Genomic DNA, 21,698 nt, shown 5'->3' on the forward strand with positions numbered 1-21,698 from the left:
GCAGCCAGACTTTGTGGTCGATCTGGCGAACCGCATCTACCTCTGCTTTTAACTCGTAATCCGGGGGCAGTTCTTGCAATCCAACACGAGCTCAACCGCTTTGCGGCTGAGCTCGTGTTGGATTGCAAGAACTGACCCCGGATTTAGACTTTGAGGAATTCTTCGCGGCCGCCTAGCCAGCGGGCGAGGTGGGCTTCGACGGTGGCGGCTTTTTCCGGGCTGTCGGAGTGCAGCAGGTCGTGGGCGACGTCGCGTGCCTGGTCGACCAGCCAACTGTCGGTTTCCAGGTCGGCGAAGCGCAGCATGGCCTGGCCGGATTGGCGTGCGCCGAGGAATTCGCCGGGGCCACGGATCTCCAGGTCGCGCCGGGCGATTTCGAAACCGTCCGTGGTTTCGCGCATGGTCATCAGGCGCTGCTTGGCGACGTGCCCCAGCGGGCTTTGATACAGCAGCAGGCAGACCGACGCCGCCGAGCCCCGGCCCACGCGGCCGCGCAGCTGGTGCAGCTGCGACAGGCCAAAACGCTCGGCGTGCTCAATCACCATCAGCGATGCATTCGGAACGTCAACCCCCACTTCGATCACGGTGGTGGCGACCAGCACCTGCATTTCATTGGCGGTAAAGGCGTCCATCACCACTTGCTTCTCCGCCGGCTTCATGCGGCCGTGGACCAGGCCGACGTTGAGGTCGGGCAGGGCTTCGGCCAGCAGGGCGTGCGTCTCGGTCGCGGTTTGCAGTTGCAGCGCTTCCGATTCTTCGATCAGCGGGCAGACCCAGTAGACCTGGCGGCCTTCCTGCGCGGCGGCATGTACACGTTCGATCACTTCGTCGCGGCGGTTCTGGTCGATGGCGCGCGTGACGATGGGGCTGCGGCCGGGCGGCAGTTCGTCGATCACGGAGACTTCCAGGTCGGCGTAGTAGGTCATGGCCAGCGTGCGCGGGATCGGCGTGGCGGACATCATGAGCTGGTGCGGCACCGAGCCTGCCACGCCTTTGTTGCGCAACAAAAGGCGCTGGCCGACGCCAAAGCGGTGCTGCTCGTCGACGATGGACAGACCGAGGTTTTCAAACGTCACCACGTCCTGCAGCAGCGCGTGGGTACCGACCACGAGGCGGGCTTCGCCGGATTCGATCATGTCGTAGGCGGCCTGTTTTTCTTTTTTCTTCAGGCTGCCGGTCAGCCAGGCGACCTTCACGCCGAGCGGCTCCATCCACGCGGCGATCTTGCGAAAGTGCTGTTCCGCCAGGATTTCGGTCGGCGCCATCAGCGCGGCCTGATAGCCGCTGTCGATCGCCTGCGCAGCTGCCAGCGCCGAGACCACGGTCTTGCCGCTGCCGACGTCGCCCTGCAGCAGGCGCTGCATCGGATAGGGCTGGCGCAGGTCGGCGCTGATCTCGGCCAGCACGCGCTGTTGCGCGCCTGTCAGCTTGAACGGCAGCACCGCCTGCAGGTCGCGCGACAACGCGCCAACCTTGGTCAGCGCCGGCGAACCTTTGGCGCGGCGTGCACGCTGCGCGCGTTTGAGCGACAGCTGCTGCGCCAGCAGTTCGTCGAACTTGACCCGCGTCCACGCCGGATGCGAGCGGTCGGCCAGTGCGTAGTTGTCCACTTGCTGCGGCGGATAGTGCAGCAGCTTGACGGCCGGCTCCAGGTCGGACAGCTGCAACTGCTGGCGCAGGGACGCGGGCAGCGTGTCGGTCCAGTCGACACGCTTCATGGCTTCGTTGATGGCCTTGCGCAGCACCGGCTGCGACAGGCCCTCGCCGGACGGATAGACCGGCGTCAGCGAGGTTGGCAGCGGCGCGCCCTGGTTGACCACCTTGTAGGCCGGGTGCACCATCTCGGCGCCGAAGAAGCCGTGCTTCAATTCGCCGCGCGCGCGTACCCGCGTGCCCTCGGCCAACTGCTTGACCTGGCTGCCGTAGAAATTCATGAAACGCAGCTGCAATTCGCCCGTGTCGTCGCTGATATGCACCAACAGTTGGCGCCGGGGCTTGTAGGTGATCTCGTTTTTTACAACAATGCCCTCAACTTGGGAGGTGTCGCCGCCGTGCAGCCGGGCCTCTTCGATGGTGATGACCTGAGTCTCATCCTCGTAACGCATGGGCAGGTGCAACACCAGGTCCATATCGGTGTGCAGGCCCAATTTGGCCAGTTTGGCCTCTGCGCTGATGGTTTTTTTAGCAGTTTTCGGCGGTGAAACAGGCATATAGCGTAAAATAGAGGGTTGGCCGCCGGTATTGTAAGGCTAGCACCGGCTTAAGGCCTACCGTATCTTTGTTAACAGAGTCCGCACATGTATTCGCTTTCCGATTTCGATTTTAACTTGCCGCAAGAACGTATTGCGCAATTCCCGCTGCCAGACCGCAGCGCTTCCCGTCTGCTGCATCTGGACGGTGGGCAGATTATCGACCGCCAGTTCGCCGACATCGTCGAGCAGCTGCAAGCCGGCGACCTGCTGGTGATGAACAATACCCGCGTGCTGAAGGCGCGTTTCTTCGGCACCAAGGAGAGCGGCGGCAAGGTCGAGGCGCTGGTGGAGCGCGTGCTGGATAACCGCACCGTGCTGGCCCAGGTGCGCGCCTCGCGCTCGCCGCTGGCGGGCACCAAGATGCGTCTGGCCGATGCGTTTGACGTGACCGTGGGCGAGCGCGCCGGCGAGTTCTTCACGCTGCATTTCGATGCCGATGTGTTTGACCTCATCGAAGCGCATGGCCGTCTGCCGCTGCCGCCGTACATCGAGCACGATGCCGATTCGTTTGACGAGAACCGTTATCAGACCGTGTTCAACAAGGTGCCAGGCGCCGTGGCCGCGCCCACCGCCGGTCTGCACTTTGACGAGCCGTTACTGGAGAAGCTGAAAGCCAAGGGCGTCAACTTTGCCTACGTGACGCTGCACGTGGGGGCGGGCACTTTCCAGCCGGTGCGTCACGAGAACCTGTCCGAGCACCAGATGCATACCGAGTGGTACACCATGCCGCAGGAGACGGTGGATGCGGTGCGCGCGGCGCGTGCCGCCGGCCGGGATGTGGTGGCGGTCGGCACGACCTCGCTGCGCGCGCTGGAGTCGGCGTCGCAGAGCGGCCAGCTGGAGGCCGGCAGCGCGGATACGGCGCTGTTCATCACGCCGGGCTACCAGTTCAAGACCGTGACTCGCCTGATTACCAATTTCCACCTGCCGAAGTCGACACTGCTGATGCTGGTGTCGGCGTTTGCCGGTTTTGAAGAGATCCGCGCAGCCTACGCGCATGCGATCGCCAATGAATACCGCTTCTTCAGCTACGGCGACGCCATGCTGCTGACGACGCAAAACAAGGAATAAGACATGCTGGAATTTAAACTGCACAAGACCGACACCACCGGCGTGACCAAGGCCCGCCGTGGCGAAGTCAAGCTGAACCATGGCGTGGTGCAAACGCCGATCTTCATGCCGGTTGGTACTTACGGCTCGGTGAAAGCCATGTCGCCGCTGGAACTCAAGGAAATCAATGCCCAGATCATCCTCGGCAACACCTTCCACCTGTGGCTGCGTCCGGGCAATGACGTCATGGCCAAGTTCGGCGGCCTGCATGATTTCATGGGCTGGGACAAGCCGATCCTGACCGACTCCGGCGGCTTCCAGGTGTTCTCGCTAGGCGCGATGCGCAAGATTACCGAGGAAGGTGTGCACTTCAACTCGCCCATCAATGGTGACAAGCTGTTCCTGTCGCCGGAAATCTCGATGCAGATCCAGCGCGTGCTGAATTCGGACATCGTGATGCAGTTCGACGAATGCACGCCATACGAAATCAACAACCGCCCGGCCACGCTGGACGAAGCGGCCAAGTCGATGCGGATGTCGCTGCGCTGGGCGCAACGCTCCCATGACGAATTCCACCGCGGCGAGAATCCGAACGCGCTGTTCGGCATCGTCCAGGGCGGCATGTTCGAGAAGCTGCGCGACGAGTCGCTGGCCGGTCTGGAAGAAATCGACTTCCCGGGCCTGGCGATCGGCGGCCTGTCGGTGGGCGAGCCGAAAGAAGACATGATGCGAATTCTGCAACACGTCGGCCCAAAACTGCCGGCCAACAAGCCGCACTACCTGATGGGCGTCGGCACGCCGGAAGACCTGGTGGCCGGCGTGTCCCATGGCGTCGATATGTTCGACTGCGTGATGCCTACCCGTAACGCCCGCAATGGCTGGATCTTCACCCGCTTTGGCGACGTCAAGATCAAGAATGCCCGTTACAAGGATGACAAGGAGCCGTTCGACAGCACCTGCGCCTGCTACGCCTGCAAGAACTTCTCGCGCGCCTATCTGCACCACCTGAACCGTACCCAGGAAATCCTCGGTGCGCGCCTGAATACCATCCACAACCTGCACTATTACCTGGACATCATGCAGCAGATGCGCGACGCCCTGGATGCAGACCGTTTCCCGGCGTGGGTACAGCAATTCCACGCCGACCGCGCACGAGGGGTGTAAAAGTCCTAACGCCATCCGGCCAGTGCTAGAATACAGCGCTGTTTTTTAAACTATAGATATCGGAGTCACCTGTGTTCTTCATTTCCAATGCTTATGCCCAATCCAATCCACTCGAAGCGATGGGCTCGTCCGGCTTCCTGGGCCAGTATGGTTTCCTGATTCTGATGTTCGTGGCCATGTACTTCCTGATGATCCGTCCTCAGCAGAAGCGCGCCAAGGAACAAAAAGCCATGATGGAAGCCCTGGCCAAAGGCGACGAAGTCGTCACCGTCGGCGGCGTACTGGGCAAGATCTCCAAGATTAACGACCAATACCTGACCCTGGAAGTGTCCAGCGGCGCCGAAATGATGGTGCAGAAGAACGCCGTGACCATGGTTCTGCCAAAAGGCACGATCAAGGCGCTGTAATCTTGCCGGCTCGCCTGTGTGCGGGCCGTGTTGCGTCCAACGCCCACATTGAACGTTAGAACAATATGAATCGTTATCCAGTCTGGAAATATATCCTTATTGCCGTTGCCATCCTGCTGGGCACGCTGTTTACCGTGCCTAACTTCTTCGGCCAGTCGCCGGCAGTGCAGGTCACCAGCGGCAAGTCGACGGTCAAGATGACCTCCGACATGACGGCCAAGGTGGCTGACGTGCTGGCCAAGGCCGGCATCGCCAACAACGGTCTGAGCTTCGACGGCAGCGGCACCTACGCCTCGGTGCGCGTGCGCTTCGCCACGCCGGACATCCAGTTCCAGGCCAAGTCGGTGCTGGAAAAAGGCCTCAACACCGATCCCGAAGATCCTACCTACCTGGTGGCGCTGAACCTGCAGGAAGACACGCCGAAATGGATGCAAAGCCTGCACGCGCTGCCGATGTATCTCGGCCTCGACTTGCGTGGTGGCGTGCACTTCCTGATGCAGGTGGATAGCAAGGCCGTGCTGGCCAAGCGTATTCAGGGCATCCAGTCGGCCGCCCGCTCCTCGCTGCGCGACAAGAACGTGCGCCACGCCGGTATCGAGGTGGTTGGCGACACCGTGGAAATCAAATTCCGCGACGACGCCACCCGCCAGAAAGCCAAGGACGTGCTGTCCGGCGCGCTTGCCGACCTGACCTATGCCGATGCCGGCGAAGGCAGCGAACTGAAAACCGTGGTCAGCCTGAAGCCGGCCGCGCTCAAGCAAACCATTGACGATGGCGTGAAGCAGAACATCTCGACCCTGTCCAAGCGTGTCAACGAACTGGGCGTGGCCGAGCCGGTGATCCAGCAGCAAGGCCCGGACCGCATCGTGGTCCAGCTGCCAGGCGTGCAGGACGTGGCCCGCGCGCGTGCTGTGATCGGCCGCACCGCCACGCTGGAAGTGCGCATGGTGGACGAGAGCGTCACGCCAGGCACCGAACTGACTGCCGCCATTCCGTTCAACTCGGAACTGTTCACCGTGGGTAAAGGCGTGCCGGTGGTGCTGCTCAAAGACGTGGTGCTGAGCGGTGAATACATCGCCAGCGCGATCGCCAGCTTCGACCAGAACCAGCAGCCAGCCGTCGGCATCGACCTGAACGGCGACGGCGGCCGCCGCATGCGTGAAGCCACCCGCGACCGCGTGGGCAAGAAAATGGCCATCGTGCTCAAGGAAAAAGGCAAGCCGGAAGTGCTGTCGGTAGCCACCATTCAAAGCGAACTGGGTAGCCGCTTCCAGATCACCGGCATGGGCAACGCCGAAAACTCGGCCGAGCTGGCCCTGCTGCTGCGCTCCGGCGCGCTGTCGGCGCCAATGGACGTGATTGAAGAACGCACCATCGGTCCCGCACTGGGCGCTGAAAACATCAGCAAAGGTATCCACTCGACCATGTACGGTTTCGCGGCGATTGCCGTGTTCATGATCGCCTACTACATGATCTTCGGCTTCTTCAGCGTGTTTGCGCTGGCCTGCAACCTGTTGTTCCTGCTGGCCATCCTGTCACTGATGCAGGTGACCCTGACCCTGCCGGGCATGGCCGCAATTGCGCTGGCGCTGGGTATGGCGATTGACTCCAACGTGCTGATTAACGAGCGTATCCGCGAAGAGCTGCGCGCCGGTGCGACGCCGCAGGCGGCGATTGCCGCCGGCTTCGAACGAGCCTGGGCCACCATCATCGACTCCAACGTCACCACGCTGATCGTCGGTGTGGCGCTGTGGGTGTTCGGTTCCGGTCCGATCCGCGGCTTCGCCGTGGTGCACACGCTGGGTATTCTGACCTCGATGTTCTCCGCCGTGTTTGTCTCGCGCGGTGTGGTCAACCTCTGGTACGGCCGCAAGAAGAAGCTGCAATCGATCGCCATTGGTACCGTCTGGGTACCAGGCCAAAAATAATCAGGGGCACTGAACATGGAATTTTTCCGCATTAAAAAAGACATCCCGTTCATGCGCCACGCGCTGGTGTTCAACGTCATTTCGGCGTTGACCTTCGTTGCGGCCGTGTTCTTCCTGATCACCCGTCCGTTGCACTTCTCGGTGGAGTTCACTGGCGGTACCGTGATGGAGCTGCGCTACCAGCAGGCGGCGAATCTGGAACGCATCCGCCACACGCTGGAAACCATCGGCTACGAACAGCCGGAAGCCACCGGCTTCGGCACCGCGCATGAGGTGATGCTGCGTCTGCCGGTGGTGAAGAACATCTCGTCGAAGGATGCTTCGGCCAAGGTGTTCGACGCGCTGTGCAAAGCTGAAACGGGTAGCCTGAAGCAGATCGACACCGTGACCGCCAAGGGCGAGCACGTGGTCAAGCAATCCTGCGCCGGTGCTGGCGATGCTGAACTGGTGTCGCTGCAGAAGGTGGAATTCGTTGGCCCGCAGGTGGGCGACGAGCTGGCACAGAACGGCCTGAACGCACTGGTGATGGTGGTGCTGGGCGTGATGGTCTACCTGGCCATCCGCTTCGAGTGGAAGTTTGCGGTGGCAGCGATCATCGCCAACTTGCACGACGTGGTCATCATCCTGGGCTTCTTCGCGTTCTTCCAGTGGGAGTTCTCGCTGACGGTGCTGGCCGGTATCCTGGCGGTGCTGGGCTACTCGGTCAACGAGTCGGTGGTTATCTTCGACCGTATCCGCGAAAACTTCCGCAAGCAGCGCAAGGCGTCGGTGCATGAAGTGATCGACAATGCGATCACCTCGACCATCTCGCGTACCATCATCACCCACGGCTGTACGCAGATGATGGTGCTGTCCATGCTGTTCCTGGGCGGCCCGACCTTGCACTACTTCGCCATGGCGCTGACCATCGGTATCTGCTTCGGTATCTACTCGTCGGTGTTCGTGGCTGCCGCCGTGGCCATGTGGCTGGGCGTGAAGCGCGAAGACCTGATCAAGCCGGTCAAGGAAAAAGACGAAACGGACGGCGCAGTGGTTTAATCACTAAGCTTGTTGTTTTGCTAGTAAAATCCCCCAGCGGTTTAAAGCCTCTGGGGGATTTTCTTTTATGTCGTACAAATGGATCGCCGCACTGCTGCTGTGCTGTTCGGCGCAGGCAGCCGAGCTGCCTTGGGATCTGAGCTATCAGTCCGCGCTGCGCGCGCAGCCGCTCAATGAGCGTGAGTTCATGGCCTTCTGGCCGCAGCGTTATCCGCAGCGCGCGATTCACCAGATGCTGGCCAGCTACGAGGGCGAGCCAATCGAGGCGTCGCTGCTGCTGGAGCGGCCGGACGGCCATGCTGGCGACCCTTACGGTAGCTGGTTCATCAAGACGCGCAGCACCGCCAAGGTATGCAATTTCAGCCGCGGCAATCCGGGCAAGTGCAGCGATCTGGAGGTGGCGAAGACCGATCGCTTCATCCGCGAGGTGATGAACTTCCGTCCGCTGCCGGACCAGGCCAGCGACAAGAACGTGATTGGCAATGGCGAGGCGCTGCTCAACTACATGGGCTTCGTCAGCATCTATGTGGATGGCAAAACGCTGCAGCGTCCCGTGGCGGTGAGCGAGTGGCTCGGCGTCGGCAATCCGCAGCAGATGAGCAGCGCCGACGCCGGGCGCATGGATACGGCCGTGCAGCGTCTGGCGTTGTCGGATGCGGAGTTTGCCAGCTATGAGGCAAAGCGGGCCGCGCAAATGCGCTCCGCAGCCTTCGGCGAAGCAGTGCGCCGTGGTGATGTGAACCAGATGCAGCGCATCCTGGAGCAGACCCCGGATCGCGGCAAGGCGCTGATGGCGGACGGCGAAAACCCGCTCGTCATCGCCGCCGCCAGCGGCCAGAAGACAGCGATCGATTTTCTGCTGCGCCATGGACAGCCCATCAACGGTGGCGACAGCGCGGCTCTACGCGCCGCGGTGCATGCCGATGATGTCGCGATGGTGGAGTACCTGCTGGCCAAAGGCGCGCGTGTCGATCCGCCGGTTGATCCCCGTACGCCAAACGAGCGCGTCTCCGCATCGCCGTTGAGCGAAGCGGTAGATGCCGGCAACGAGAAGATGGCCGCGCTGCTGCTCAAGCGCGGCGCCAAGCCGAACCTCAACGTCCAGCCCAGCATACTGTCGCGCGCAGCGGCGCGGCTGCATTATGGACTGGTCGATCTGCTGCTCAAAAATGGCGCGGCGGCCGACAACCTGACCTCCGATGAAGGCCGCAGCGCGCTGCATGCCGCAGTCATGAACGCCTATTCCGCCGACCGCTTTGCCGCGGTCGAACAGATCGCGCGCCGCCTGCTGGCGGGCGGCGCCAACATCAACTACCTCGGCGCAAACTGCCGTACGGCGTACTCGATCGCGGGCGAAGCGAAACGGCCCGAATTGCAGCAAGCCTTGCTGGACATGGGCGCCGACCCGGACATCGGCCAGCGCTGTGCCGAGCTGGCGCAGAAAGGCCGCGCGGGATCGCGTGAAGGCGCGGAAGCCAAAGCCCGCGCCGCCATCACCGATGATACCCGCCGCATGCTGCGCGAACGCGATTACGCCGGGCTGGAAAAACTGCACGCCAGGCTGAATAGCGACAAGGTACGCACGCCGAGCGGCGTCTGGGGACTGGCGGTGTTTTACGCCGAGCTCAAAAACTATCCGACGCGTACGCGCGATCTCGACTACTGGAAGAAGGAAGAGGCCCGCGCCACGGAATGGGAAACCAGATTCCCCAAGTCCGCTGCCGCGCCGCAGTTCCACATCTACCTGCTGTACAACCGCGCCTTGTCCTTCCGCGGCAACGGCAAGTACGCGGAGATCCGCAAGGAAGACCTGGAGCCGATGAATCAGGCCGTGGAAGAAGCCTATCAGCGCCTCGACAAGATGGACGCCAGCGCTGCCAAAAAGCGCGGCGCCACGGATGCCAACTGGTATCGCGCACGGCTGGACGTGCTGCCGTATTCGCGCAACTTCTACACGCACTTCCGCTACGCGTGGGAGGGCGGCGCCAAGGTCTATCCTGATTACCACGAACAGTATTTCGCCGCCGCGTTTTATTCGACGCCGATGTGGAACGGCGCACCGGATGGCGTGGAGCAGATCGCCCGCCTGGCGGCCAAGGGCAAAGGCGCGGACCGCGACGCGATGTATGCGCGCGTCTACTGGTATATGGACCAGATCTACTATCGCGGCAAGCTGTTTGAGGACAGCATGGTTGACTGGGACGATATGAAGAACAGCTTCGACGCCATGGTCAAGGCCTATCCCGATCCGTGGAATCTCAATGCCTTTGCCTACTTCGCCTGCAAGGCCGGCGACTACGAGGTGATGTCCTCGCTGCTGAAACGCATCGACGATCAGCTGGTGTTCAGTGTGTGGGGGCAGGGCGGTGAGACGGAATACCGCAACTGCGCAAAGAACATCGGCGCCGGCACGCGCAATTTCGCGGCAGATCTGGCTGCGCGCAACCGCCAGCACCAGGAAGCGCAGTACACGCGCCTGATCGGCTATGCCAGCGCTGAACGTGAGCGCTTCCACAACGAGGAGAGCTTGCGCGCACTGCGCGTGGCGGCGGACATCGGCATCAAGGTGTGGGGCCGCGCCGGCATGCGCGCCAGCTATCACACCGCGCTGACCCTGCACAATCTGATGCGCTACGACGAAGAGATCGCGGCGCTGCGCGAAGGCCTGAAATCGCAGCCCGGCTATTCGAGCGCGGAGTTCCAGATCGGTCTGGCGCTGGAAGGATTGAAGCGCCAGGAAGAGGCACGTGCGCAATTTGGCGTCGCCGCCGAACGGGTGCAGATCGAGCTGGAAAAACTTCGCGGCGAGCGCACGCCGGAGGTGCAAAAAGAGACGGAGCGCATGCGTAAAAAGTTCAGCGACTATGGCATAGTAGTGCCCGGACTTTAAACCACGCGAGACAAGCACAATGAGCCGCACCGGCCGCCTTTTCATGCTGATGGACGCCATGCGCGGCTATCGCCGCCCTGTGACTGCTGCGCGTCTGGCGGAGCAGTTGGGCGTTTCTGAACGTACCATCTACCGCGACATCCAGACGCTGTCTGGCCTGGGAGCGCCACTGGAAGGTGAGGCGGGTGTCGGCTATATGCTCAAGACCGGCTTCTTCCTGCCGCCACTGATGTTTGGCGCCGATGAACTGGAGGCGCTGGTGCTCGGTGCGCGCTGGGTGCGACGGCAGGGCGATGAAGCACTGGCCGCTGCCGCCAACAACGCGCTGGCCAAGATCGCCGCCGCCACGCCCAAAGACCTGCGCGACGACATGGCGGAAACCAGCCTGTGGGTGCCGATTGGCATGGACCAGCAGGACGTCAGCGATGTGCATGTGCGTCCGGTGCGTGAGGCGATCCGTTACCAGCATCGCCTGCGCATGTCCTACCGGGACGAGCATGGCGCGCCGTCCGACCGTGTGGTGTGGCCGTTCGCGCTGGCGTTCTTTGAAGGCAAGCGGCTGCTGGCGGCATGGTGCGAAATGCGGATGGCGTTTCGTCATTTCCGCATCGACCGCATCGCGGCGGTAGAGTCGCTGCAGCAGCGCTACCCGGCCCGCCGCCACGACCTGCTCAAGACCTGGCGCCAGGAACACCAGATCCGCGAAGACTCCTGACAAAAACTGTCGCGGTCCGGTTCTACGATGAAGTCCTCAACCCCACCTTCACCGGAGACCTCAAATGCGCCTTTACTACCATCCCGCTTCCTCCAGCTCGCGCCGCGTGATGCTGGCCGCCATCCACATGGGCACGCCGCTGGAGCTGACCGAAGTGAACCTGATGAGCGAGGAAGACCGCCGCCGCCTGGTCACGCTCAACCCCAACAGCAAAGTGCCGGTGCTGCAGGACGGCGAGTTCATCCTGTGGGAATCGTGCGCCATCATGCAGTATCTGGCGGACCGCACGCACGGCCAGACGCTGTATCCCGACAATATTCTTATCCGGGCGGACATCAATCGCTGGCTGCTATGGGCGGCGCAGCACTTTGCGCCGCCGATCGGCGTCATCGTCTACGAGCACATCTGGAAAGGGCTCACGGGCAATGGCGGCCCCGATCCGGTGGAAATCGACCGTGCCAGCCGGCTGGTGGCGCAATTCGCGGGCGTGCTGGAGCAGCATCTGGCCGGCCGCGACTGGATCGTCGGCGACAAGCTGAGCCTGGCGGATCTGGCGATCGCACCGGCACTCACTTACATCGAGCAAGCCGAGCTGCCGGTCAAGCACTACCCAAAACTGATGGGCTGGCTGGCGCGCGTGGCAGAGCTGGACGCCTGGAAGCAGACCGAGCCCGTCTGGTAATTGCGAAAAAGTTACTGTTATGTGAAATAGCGCACAGAGCGGAACCAGGGGCAGAGGTATTCTAAAAACGTCTCCTCTGGAGGAGATCCCTAGTTTTGGACTTTGCCCGCTGCCCAGCGGGCTTTTTTTTGGTTCATCGCGGAAGTCCGGGATAAGCCTGCAGTAAACGCAAGAGAGCAGTAAGGAAGAGTTATTGTGTTTGTGCGACCAAACATATTTCTCAACCTACCGCTCTCATGGCAAATCATATTCTTAGCCTCCCGTTCTGGGAAGGCTTTATTGTGTCCTCTGTCGACGTTGTCGATAACTGCCTGCATGTGCGCTTGGCGGCCGATCCGGGGTGTCCGCTGATCTGTTCCCATTGCGGCACGCCCGCGCCGGGCGTGCACGACACTGTCTTGCGGACAGTGCGCGACCTGCCAATGGGGGGATTGACCGTATTTCTGAGCATGGCGGTTCACCGGCTAAAGTGTCCGAGTTGCTGCCGTTGCTGCATCCAGACGATTAGCTGGCTTGATCGCCATGCCCGTGTGTCGCGCCGCCTGGCGCAGTTTGTCGCGCACTGGAGCGAGAAGCTGCCGATTGCGCATGTGTGCGAACTGACCGGCCTTCACTGGGGCACGATTCATCAAATTCACCGCCAAGCCTTGGAGCGCAAGGTGGCGGCGTTGCCACCACCCCAGCCAACCAGGCTGGTCATGGACGAATTTGCCCTGTTCAAGGGGCATCGCTACGCCACGGTGGTCCTGGACGCGGACACCCGGCGCGTGATTTGGGTCTGCGAAGGGCGCAGCCGGGAGGCGATTCGGCCCTTCTTTGCCTGGTTAGGGCCAGAGCGTTGCCGGCGCATCCGGGCCGTGGCCATGGATATGAATACGGCCTTCGATTTGGAGGTCAAGCATCATTGTCGACGGGCCAAAGTCGTCTATGACCTGTTTCACGTCATCGCCAAATATGGCCGCGAGGTGATCGACCGGGTACGGGTCGATGAGGCCAATCGGCTGCGCGACGACAAGACTGCTCGTCAGTATGTGAAGCGGGCACGTTGGCTCCTGCTACGCAATCCGGGCAACGTGCCGGCCGATCAAACGCCAAAGTTGGCCGAGCTGCTCGCGGCAAACCAAGCTCTGATGACGGTCTACGTGATGAAGGCAAGCTTGAAAGAACTTTGGCAGCCTACCGATCCTTGGCGCTGGCGCTGGCGCTGGCGTGCCGCCTGGCGCACTTGGCAATCGATGGCTTTAAGCAGCGCCATCGAACCGCTGGTCCGCTTTGCAAAACGCCTTGCGCTGTACTGGCGGGGCATCTTGGCCCGCATGCGCTGGCCGATGCACACTGGACAGCTGGAGGGAATCAACAACCGGATTAAGGTAATGAAAAGGATGGCCTATGGCTACCGCGATTCTGAATTCTTTTTTCTGAAGATCAAAGCCGCGTTTCCCGGTAATCCGTGAAGAACCTTTTTTTTGCCAAAAGCTATAGCATCAGCACGGCGTAGAGCGACTGCACTTCGTGGGCGGATTCGGTCATGATGGCGTTCAGCGTGCCTTCGCCGACCACGAAGTCGATGGTGCGCGCGCCTTGCAAGGTCGTGGCGCCCGGGCGCTGGTATAGCGGCGAGTGGACCGGTGACAGATCGTTGGCCAGCAGCAGCGTGTCGCCCAGGGTTTCCGGCGGCAGTGCGCGCAAGCCTACCCACATCGATTCGATGGCTTTGAACACGCCTTCCGGCACGCCGAGCTTGGTCATGACGCCACGGCCAATCTCGATTTCGCCGTGCTCGACCCAGTCTTCCGGCTCGCCGTCCATCACCTCCGGATAGTCTCCCGCGCAGGACAGCATGTAGAACCCCGCCACTTCGTGCATGATGCCGGCGAACAGCGCCGTATCGGGATCGACGTGGGTGACGCGGCGCGCAATCACCTGCGACAGCGCGGCGACGTGCGCCGTGTGCTCCCACAACTGGCTGATTTTGGCGGCCAGCGACGGTTCGGTCACCTGGCTGCCGATCTGGCGCACGATCAGTGCCGCCACCAGCGATTGCAGGGTGCGCACGCCCAGCCGCTGCACGGCGGCGCGCACGCTGGAAATTTCGGTACCGGAGCGGTTGTAGGCCACCGAGTTGGCAATGGCAACGCTACGCGCGGCCAGCAACGGGTCTGCCTGTATCAGTTTGGCTGCCTGCTCAACGTGGCAGTCGGGATCGGTCAACGCCTGCTGCAAGCGCAGCGAGGCGTTGACGTTGGCCGGGAACGTGAGATCGCCCCGGCTCGCTTGAGCAGCAATATTCTTGAAGGCGTCGAGTCTGTCCATTGCCAAAAATTATACTCAAAATATTGCCTTGTGGCACTTTTTCTGAAAATAGTTTTTGCAGCGTGGGTTTCAGCCAACAACGCCGGGCAGGATTTACTGCTCGCTGAAGATGGCGTCGCAGCCTTCCACGGTTTCGTCGGTATCTTGCAGTTCGTCAGTCAGTTCGAGGTCGAACAGCTCTTCCACCGCGTTCATGAAGCTGTTGTGGGTGCTTGCACCGATCAGGCGGTAGATTTCGCCGTCTTCGTTGCGCACGCCGACGATCAGCGCTTCCTGGCGCACTTCGTCCGCAGGCGCTACGTCCAGCAGCAGGTTACCGATGATGTGTTTGTCGAATTTGGCAGGCTTTTTGCCTTCCAGCAGAGAGGTTTTCAAATCTGTTTCCTTGGTTTTTTTTAGTCGCAATCCTGGGTAGACGGGTTTCCGGTCTGGCCAGACATAATCACAGTTTTAAGCTCGGACAGGGTTTTTTCAAGCCTGGTGTAGTCGTCTTCGGTGAAATCGGCAAATACTTTGCCGCTTTGCGAGATGACTTCCGGGAACACGGTGCAGAAAGTGCGCTCGCCTTCCTTGGTCAGTTTGACGAAGAAAGAACGTTTGTCGCAATCGCTGCGCTGACGTTCCACCAGCCCTTTTTGCTCCAGCCGCTCGATCACCCCGGTCAGCGTACCCTTGGTAATCAGCGTCTTGTCGCCCAGTTCTTTATAGGACATGCCGGGGGTATTGCCCAGCGTGGCGATGATGTCGAACTGCGCGTGCGTCAAACCACTCCGGCGCACGTATTCGCCGGAGAGCCGTTCATAACCCTGCATGCACTCAGCCAGCAGCCGGATGCTTTTCAAGTATCGTTCACCCATAGTCCAAGATTATAGCCGCTTCGCATCTGCCTTTCTGGCGAGGTACACTATGCAAAATTACAATTTATAACAACAACGATGCCTTTACACCTGCGTGGCGTGCTCGCCCTGCTGGTCGTGACCCTGGTTTGGGGCACGACTTTTCCTGCCATGAAGAATATGACGGGCTATCTGTCCGCCAGCTGGATCGTGCTGTGCCGCTTTGCGCTGGCGGGCGTGCTGCTGTTGCCGTTTCTGTGGCGCGCGCGCTGGCGCGATCTGCGCTGGGGCATGCTGGCCGGTGTGGTGTTGTTCCTGTGCTACGTGTTCCAGATCGAGGGGCTGGCGCTGACCAGCTCCAACCGCAACGCCTTCATCACCGGCCTCAATGTGCTGGTGCCGCCGCTGATCGGCGTGCTGCTGGGCGCGAAGCTGGAGCGCCGCATCGTGATCGCGCTGCTGATCTCGGTGGCCGGGCTGTTTACCTTGTGCTGGGAAGGCAGCTTCCACTGGGGACGCGGCGATACGCTGGCGCTGCTGTGCGCGCTGTTCTTCGGCATCTATGTCAAGCTCATGGAAACCACCACGCGCAAGGTGGAGAAGCTCATGGCACTGACCGCCTCGCAGATCATCACGGTGGCCGTGTGTGCCGCCCTGTGGCTGCTGCTGACCGAGGTACCGCTGGGCTGGGCTGAGCGCAGCCAGGACCTGCCGGATTACATCGCTTACGTGCGCCAGGGCTTGCAACGGTATAGCGTGAATCTGATGTATCTGGGCGTGGTGGCCACCGCCGCCATCATTTCGCTGCAAACCTGGGGCCAGAGCCACAGCAGCGCCAACGAGGCGGCCGTGATCTACGCGTTTGAACCGGGCTGCGCTGCCATCTTCGCCTATTTCTGGCTGGGCGAGACGCTGGCTTGGAACGGCCTGCTGGGCGCGGCGCTGTTGATCTCCGGTATGATAGTGAGCCAATGGAGCACCGAGCGTCCCGCTACTGCCCTGGCGCCGGAGTAGTCGATGTCGTTTGCCAATTTATCCAGCCTCGCCAAGCAGCAGCCTTTGCGCCTGCTGCTGGTCAACGCGGGCGAGCCGGATACCATCACCTGGGCCGGGCTGATCCAGCCGCTGCGCTTGGCCGCAGCCCTGGTGGGCCGCGAGCTGCTGCAACTGGAGGTCATGACGCCATCCCAGGTCGTGCTGGCCCAGCCGGGCTGGCATGTCGCCTTGCTGGTGGCCGACGAGCACCAGGCACCGCTGTCGCCCGAGCAGACCCGTGCCGTGCTGGAGCGCTGCCGCTCGGCGCAGTACTGGGGCGGCGTGGGCGCCGGTGTGCTGTGGATGGCCAAGGCTGGCTTGATGGCTGGTGTGCGCATCGCGCTGCCGTGGGCCTTGTATGCCGATACGGAAGACATCACCGAACGCGCAATCCTCACGCCGCACCTGTTTGAGCTGGACGGCCGCCACCTGAGCTGCTGCGGCGGCGCCGCATCCCTGGACTTTGCGCTGACGCTGATCGAGCAGCTGTTTGGCGCCACGGTGCAGGCCACCATCAAGGAGAGCTTGTGCGTGGAGCGCGTGCGCGGGCCGGAGGAGCGCCAGCGCGTGGCGCTGCAGGCGCGCTTTGGCGCCTTGCAGCCGCGCCTGTCAGAGGCGGTGACGCTGATGGAAACCAATATCGAGGAACCGCTATCCACCGACGACATCGCCAACCTGGTTGGCCTGTCGCGCCGCCAGCTGGAGCGGCTGTTCAAGCAGTATCTGGGCAGCCTGCCGTCGCGCTATTACCTGGAGCTGCGCCTGCAACGGGCACGCCAGCTGCTGCTGGACACCAACCACTCGATCGTGCAGGTGGGGCTGATGTGCGGCTTCTCGTCCGGCTCGCACTTCTCCACGGCGTTTGGCGCGCTGTTCGGCAATACGCCGCGCGAGGAACGCCAGCGCAAGCTGACGCCGCCAGCCTGATCACGTCGCCGGCAGCGGCGCCATGCCGTGTGCGCTGGCCACCGTGCTGTCGGTCAGATCGGGCGCTGAACGCGGCAGCACGATCTGGAAGGTGACGCCGTGGCCCGGTGTGCTGTGCACCGCGATATGCCCGCCCAACACACCCGTCACCATGGTCTGCACGATGTACAGCCCGAGGCCGGAACCGCCCTGGCCCATACGCGTGGTGAAGAAGGGATCGTAGATTTTGCCGCGGTGTTCGGGCGCGATGCCGGCGCCATCGTCCACGTACTGGATATCGACGCGGTCATCCTGCTGGCGCGCGCTGATGCGGACCCGCCCGCTCGGTTTGCCGGCAAAACCGTGCACCAGCGTGTTCTCCAGCAGATTGCCCAGCACCTGCGCCAGCGGGCCGGGGAAACTGTCCATCTGCAGGCTGTCCTCGATATCGACCTCGATGCGGTAGGGTGTGGCCTTCCACGTATTGTGACTGCTGGCGATCACTTCCTCGACCGTGCGCCGCAACGGAAACTGGCGACGCCGCGCGCTGGCCTGATCGACCGCCAGCTCCTTGAAGTTGTCGATCAGCCCGGCGGCGCGGTGGGCGTTGCGCTCGATGATTTCACAGGCCAGGCCGCTTTGGGTGACGAAGTCTTCCACCGATGAACGTTTCAGCTTGCCGTCCAGGGCGGCCTGGCCAAAGCTGGCCAGATGCGCCTTGAGCGTGGTGGAGGCGGTCAGGGTGCTGCCCAGCGGCGTGTTGAGTTCGTGGGCGATGCCGGCCACCAGCCGTCCCAGCGATGCGACTTTTTCGGTCTGCACCAGCTGGTCGGCAGCGACGCGCAAGTCTTCGTTGGCCTGGCGCAGTTCGGCGGTGCGCTGTTCAACGCGCAATTCCAGCGCCGCGTTCAGCTGCTGGATTTCTGCTTCGCGCGCGCGGCGCACCACCACTTCCTGCTGCAGCTCGGCGGTGCGGCGTTTGACCATCACGCGCAGCTGGAGGATGAAGGCCATGGCGATGACGATGGCCAGCACCAGTGCGCCCAGCGGCCGGTAGTCGATTTCATGGTCAAACCGCACCACGGTCCATTTCTGCCGGAAGCTTTCGCGCTCGGACTTGGAAATCGTGGCCAGCGCCTGGTTCAGGATCGGCACCAGTTCGGACCAGTCGCTGCGCACGCCAAAGCCGACCTGGTAGCTGTATTCGGTTTCGCCGGAGACGCGGATGTCGTTGGCGCCCAGTGCTGCCAGCTGGTGGGTACCGGTCAAGAGCGGCGCCACCACGGCGCTGACTTCGTCGCGGTGCAGCAGGTCGAGCGCAACCTTGAAGCTTTCCGCCTGCACCGGCACGATGGTCGGCCAGTCGCGCGGCATTACCTCGGCCACGCCAGCGCGGGTGCTGGCGGCCACCTTCTTGCCGTTCAGATGGCTCAGGGTGGGCGCTGGCGGCGCGCTGGCGGCGGTGAAAATCACGATCGGCGAGGTGAGGTAGGGCTCGGTCAGCGTCATGAAGCGCTGGCGGCTGTCGGTTTGCGAGATGGCGGACAGCATATCGACCTGGTGCTGGTCCAGCTGGTTGACGACGTTGGCGGCGCCAGCGATGGGCACCAGCTCAAAGCGCACGCCCAGCAACTGCTCGACCCGGTGCACGAACTCCAGCGCAATGCCGTGCGGCTTGCCATCCTCGCCCAGCGATTCGATGGGCGCGCGGGCCGTGTCCACGCCCACGCGGATCACGGGATGGGCGGCCAGCCAGCCGCGTTGTGCGGCCGAGAGCGAGGCCAGCTCCGGCGCGGCTGCCAGTGGCGTGGCCACAGCCGCCAGCCACAGCCAGCATGCTATGCGTGCAATCCGAGCTAGTCCGAGCTGTCTCATAGCGCCTCTGGAAGAAAACCGCCTGCCGTGTCTGGATAGCATAAAGACTAGCATCCACGAAGACAAGCAGGCTGTTGCTTGTTGGCATGGTCGTTCTAACAAGTTTACTTTGCGGCCAAAAGTAAAAATTCTTGTCGCCATTTGAAAAGAGTTTTAGCATCCCGCTTTTTATAATGGGTCCCACGCGGCGCTGTGCCGCACCGTACCCACAATTGATAGGGAATGCCATGAACGCCAAAGATACGACCGTAACCACCCGTCCTGTGACTCGTCAGACTTTTGATGAGGTTCTGGTGCCGACTTATGCGCCAGCAGCGATGGTTCCGGTCCGTGCGTCGGGCCTGGACCTGTGGGACCAGGCTGGCAAGCATTATCTGGATTTCACCTCGGGCATCGCGGTAGCGGCCCTGGGCCATTGCAACCCGGTCGTGGTGGAAGCGCTGACGCGCCAGGCCAACACCCTGTGGCACCTGGGCAATGGCTACACCAACGAGCCGGTGCTGCGCCTGGCGCTGGCACTGACCGAAGCCACCTTCGCTGACCGCGCCTTCTTCTGCAACTCCGGCGCCGAAGCCAACGAAGCGGCACTGAAGCTGGCCCGTAAATACGCCCACACCAAATTCGGCGCGCACAAATCGCGCATCATTTCGTGCTACCAGTCGTTCCACGGCCGTACGCTGTTCACCGTGTCGGTGGGCGGCCAGTCGAAATACACCGAAGGCTTCGAGCCACTGCCACCGTCGATCGACCACATCACCTACAACGACATCGAATCGGCCCGCGCCGCCATCGGTGATGACGTTTGCGCCGTGATCGTTGAACCGCTGCAAGGCGAAGGCGGCGTGGTGCCAGGCGACAAAGCCTTCCTGCAAGAGCTGCGCGACCTGTGCACCAAAACCGGCGCCCTGCTGATCTTCGACGAAGTGCAATCGGGCATGGGCCGTACCGGTGAGCTGTTCCACTACATGAGCTATGGCATCACCCCGGACATTCTGACCTCGGCCAAAGCGCTGGGCAATGGCTTCCCGGTGGCCGCCATGCTGACCACCCACGAACTGGCCGCAACGCTGAACGTCGGTTCGCACGGCACCACCTACGGCGGCAATCCGATGGCTGCCACCGTGGCGCTGACCGTGCTGGAAACCATCAACCAGCCAGCCTTCCTGGCGCGTGTGAAAGAAGCGGGCAACAAGCTGCGTTCGACGCTGGAAAAACTGGTGGCCGATTACCCGCAAGTGTTCACGCAAGTGCGCGGCGCCGGCCTGCTGCTGGGCGTAGTGGTGACCGACGCCTGGAAAGGCCGTTCGAAAGATATCCAGAAAGCCGCTGAAGCCAACGGCATGATGGTGCTGATCGCGGGCATGGACGTAGTGCGCCTGGCGCCTGCGCTGATCGTGTCGGACGAGCAGATCGCTGAAGCTGACCGCATCCTGCGCCTGTCGCTGGACGGCATGCTGAAAGCAGCTTAATTTGTATCACGGCGGCGGATTAACGATCCGCCGCTTTACTTTCCGGCCCAGCGCGTTATGCGCGCCGGGCCTGTTCGCATTCTTAAGGAGTTCTCATGTATGTAGTCCGTCCGGTTGAACTTGCGGATATTGCAGCCCTTGAAGCGCTGGCCGCAGTGCCCATGCCGGGAGTGCATACCTTGCCCAAGACGCGCGAGAAAATTCTCGCCATGATCGAACTGTCGATCGCGTCGTTTGCAGCGCATGTTGATATCCCCAGCGAAGAGGCTTATCTGCTGGTGCTGGAATCGCCTGGCGATAAAAAAATCGTCGGTACCGCCGCCATGTTTGCGGCCGCAGGTTCCAATGGTACTTACTTCTCCTTCCGTAACGACGTGATCCAGCAGGTCTCGCGTGACCTGAACATCAGCCATAGCGTACACGCGCTGACGCTGTGCTCCGAGCTGACTGGCTACTCGCAGCTGTCGTCGTTCTATGTCGGCGAACGCGAACACGGCACGCCGGAAGCCGCACTGCTGTCGCGTGCCCGCCTGATGCTGGCCGTGCTGGCGCCGCACCGTTTCTCGGACCGCTTCTTTGTACCGCTGGCCGGCGTGACCGACAGCGAAGGCGGTTCGCCGTTCTGGGATGCGCTGGGCCGTAAATTCTTCAAGATGGATTTCCTCGATGCCGAACGCGTCATCGGTGGTGCGCGCAACCGCACGCTGATCGTCGAGCTGATGCCGCACTATCCGGTCTACGTGCCGCTGCTGCCCGGCGATGCGCAGGCGGCCATGGGCCAGATCCATCCGTCGGGCGAGCTGGCGTTCAACCTGCTGACCGCGGAAGGCTTCGAGGCCGATGACTACATCGACATCTTCGACGGCGGCCCGATCCTGCAGGCGCATAAGAACACGCTGCGCACCTTTACCGGCGCGCTGCAGCGCCGGGTGGCGACGTCGGTCGATTCGCCAGACCGTGGCCGCGAGCCGCAGCTGCGTTATGCCGTGTCGTCCGGTTCCGAACACAACTTCCGCGCCGTGGTCACGCATTGTCCGCCGCTGGAATCCCAACTGAGCGTAGCGCTGTCGGTAGAGGTACAAGAAGCGCTGCAAGTCGCCGAAGGCGATACCGTCATCTGCGTCAGAATATAAGAACG

Annotated in this window: 18 protein-coding genes; 13 read left to right on the top strand and 5 right to left on the bottom strand. The window is 62.1% G+C overall.

The window, feature by feature from the left end:
- Window positions 1-143 precede the first annotated feature (143 nt).
- Window positions 144-2,210, bottom strand: coding sequence for an ATP-dependent DNA helicase RecG (gene recG, locus GTP58_RS15070; protein WP_161078182.1), 2,067 nt, complete (start codon window positions 2,208-2,210; stop codon window positions 144-146).
- Window positions 2,211-2,297: 87 nt separating this feature from the next.
- Here recG and queA point away from each other — a divergent pair, with 87 nt between their 5' ends.
- From queA to GTP58_RS15115, 9 genes are all read left to right on the top strand, one after another.
- Window positions 2,298-3,323 carry a tRNA preQ1(34) S-adenosylmethionine ribosyltransferase-isomerase QueA gene (gene queA, locus GTP58_RS15075; RefSeq protein WP_161078183.1) on the top strand — a complete coding sequence of 342 codons (1,026 nt, stop codon included), beginning with the start codon at window positions 2,298-2,300 and terminating at the stop codon, window positions 3,321-3,323.
- Between the two features lie 3 nt (window positions 3,324-3,326).
- Window positions 3,327-4,466: a tRNA guanosine(34) transglycosylase Tgt gene (gene tgt / locus GTP58_RS15080; RefSeq protein WP_161078184.1), complete on the top strand. Its 1,140-nt coding sequence runs from the start codon at window positions 3,327-3,329 to the stop codon at window positions 4,464-4,466.
- A gap of 119 nt (window positions 4,467-4,585) precedes the next feature.
- Window positions 4,586-4,873 carry a preprotein translocase subunit YajC gene (yajC, locus tag GTP58_RS15085; RefSeq protein ID WP_202413759.1) on the top strand — a complete coding sequence of 96 codons (288 nt, stop codon included), beginning with the start codon at window positions 4,586-4,588 and terminating at the stop codon, window positions 4,871-4,873.
- Window positions 4,874-4,938: 65 nt separating this feature from the next.
- The gene (gene secD, locus GTP58_RS15090; protein ID WP_161078185.1) at window positions 4,939-6,801 is read left to right on the top strand and encodes a protein translocase subunit SecD; all 1,863 of its coding nucleotides are present in this window, start codon (window positions 4,939-4,941) and stop codon (window positions 6,799-6,801) included.
- A 15-nt stretch (window positions 6,802-6,816) separates the two neighbouring features.
- A complete protein-coding gene (secF, locus tag GTP58_RS15095) occupies window positions 6,817-7,839 on the top strand; it encodes a protein translocase subunit SecF (RefSeq protein WP_161078186.1) in 1,023 nt (340 codons plus the stop codon).
- A 67-nt stretch (window positions 7,840-7,906) separates the two neighbouring features.
- Window positions 7,907-10,729 carry an ankyrin repeat domain-containing protein gene (locus GTP58_RS15100; protein ID WP_161078187.1) on the top strand — a complete coding sequence of 941 codons (2,823 nt, stop codon included), beginning with the start codon at window positions 7,907-7,909 and terminating at the stop codon, window positions 10,727-10,729.
- Window positions 10,730-10,748: 19 nt separating this feature from the next.
- Complete coding sequence (locus tag GTP58_RS15105; protein WP_202413726.1) at window positions 10,749-11,444, top strand: YafY family protein; 696 nt, start codon at window positions 10,749-10,751, stop codon at window positions 11,442-11,444.
- A 64-nt stretch (window positions 11,445-11,508) separates the two neighbouring features.
- Window positions 11,509-12,126, top strand: coding sequence for a glutathione S-transferase family protein (locus GTP58_RS15110; protein WP_161078188.1), 618 nt, complete (start codon window positions 11,509-11,511; stop codon window positions 12,124-12,126).
- A 236-nt stretch (window positions 12,127-12,362) separates the two neighbouring features.
- Entirely contained in the window at window positions 12,363-13,580 is a 1,218-nt protein-coding gene (locus GTP58_RS15115; protein WP_161078189.1) for an ISL3 family transposase, read from the top strand.
- Between the two features lie 22 nt (window positions 13,581-13,602).
- Here GTP58_RS15115 and GTP58_RS15120 read toward each other — a convergent pair whose 3' ends face one another.
- The 3 genes from GTP58_RS15120 to GTP58_RS15130 all read right to left on the bottom strand — a co-directional run bounded on the left by GTP58_RS15120 (window position 13,603) and on the right by GTP58_RS15130 (window position 15,296).
- On the bottom strand, window positions 13,603-14,439 hold the full coding sequence (locus GTP58_RS15120; RefSeq protein WP_161078190.1) for an HDOD domain-containing protein: 837 nt from the start codon (window positions 14,437-14,439) through the stop codon (window positions 13,603-13,605).
- 93 nt (window positions 14,440-14,532) lie between these two features.
- Window positions 14,533-14,814, bottom strand: coding sequence for a hypothetical protein (locus GTP58_RS15125; RefSeq protein WP_072785553.1), 282 nt, complete (start codon window positions 14,812-14,814; stop codon window positions 14,533-14,535).
- A 20-nt stretch (window positions 14,815-14,834) separates the two neighbouring features.
- Window positions 14,835-15,296 (bottom strand): MarR family winged helix-turn-helix transcriptional regulator, encoded by a 462-nt coding sequence (locus GTP58_RS15130; RefSeq protein ID WP_072785555.1) that lies wholly within the window; start codon window positions 15,294-15,296, stop codon window positions 14,835-14,837.
- Between the two features lie 78 nt (window positions 15,297-15,374).
- Between GTP58_RS15130 and GTP58_RS15135 the strand changes: the two genes are divergently transcribed.
- The gene (locus GTP58_RS15135) at window positions 15,375-16,289 is read left to right on the top strand and encodes a DMT family transporter (protein WP_161078191.1); all 915 of its coding nucleotides are present in this window, start codon (window positions 15,375-15,377) and stop codon (window positions 16,287-16,289) included.
- Between the two features lie 3 nt (window positions 16,290-16,292).
- Window positions 16,293-17,237 carry a GlxA family transcriptional regulator gene (locus tag GTP58_RS15140; RefSeq protein WP_161078192.1) on the top strand — a complete coding sequence of 315 codons (945 nt, stop codon included), beginning with the start codon at window positions 16,293-16,295 and terminating at the stop codon, window positions 17,235-17,237.
- Here GTP58_RS15140 and GTP58_RS15145 read toward each other — a convergent pair whose 3' ends face one another.
- Window positions 17,238-19,031 carry an ATP-binding protein gene (locus GTP58_RS15145; RefSeq protein ID WP_161078193.1) on the bottom strand — a complete coding sequence of 598 codons (1,794 nt, stop codon included), beginning with the start codon at window positions 19,029-19,031 and terminating at the stop codon, window positions 17,238-17,240. It abuts the gene before it with no gap.
- Between the two features lie 287 nt (window positions 19,032-19,318).
- Between GTP58_RS15145 and astC the strand changes: the two genes are divergently transcribed.
- Window positions 19,319-20,560, top strand: a complete 1,242-nt coding sequence (astC, locus tag GTP58_RS15150) for an acetylornithine/succinylornithine family transaminase (protein ID WP_161078194.1) — start codon at window positions 19,319-19,321, stop codon at window positions 20,558-20,560.
- Window positions 20,561-20,655: 95 nt separating this feature from the next.
- Window positions 20,656-21,693 (top strand): arginine N-succinyltransferase, encoded by a 1,038-nt coding sequence (locus GTP58_RS15155; protein ID WP_072785565.1) that lies wholly within the window; start codon window positions 20,656-20,658, stop codon window positions 21,691-21,693.
- Window positions 21,694-21,698: the final 5 nt, after the last annotated feature.

The sequence above is a fragment of the Duganella sp. CY15W genome, assembly GCF_009857555.1.
Classification (GTDB): Bacteria; Pseudomonadota; Gammaproteobacteria; order Burkholderiales; family Burkholderiaceae_D; genus Rugamonas; species Rugamonas sacchari.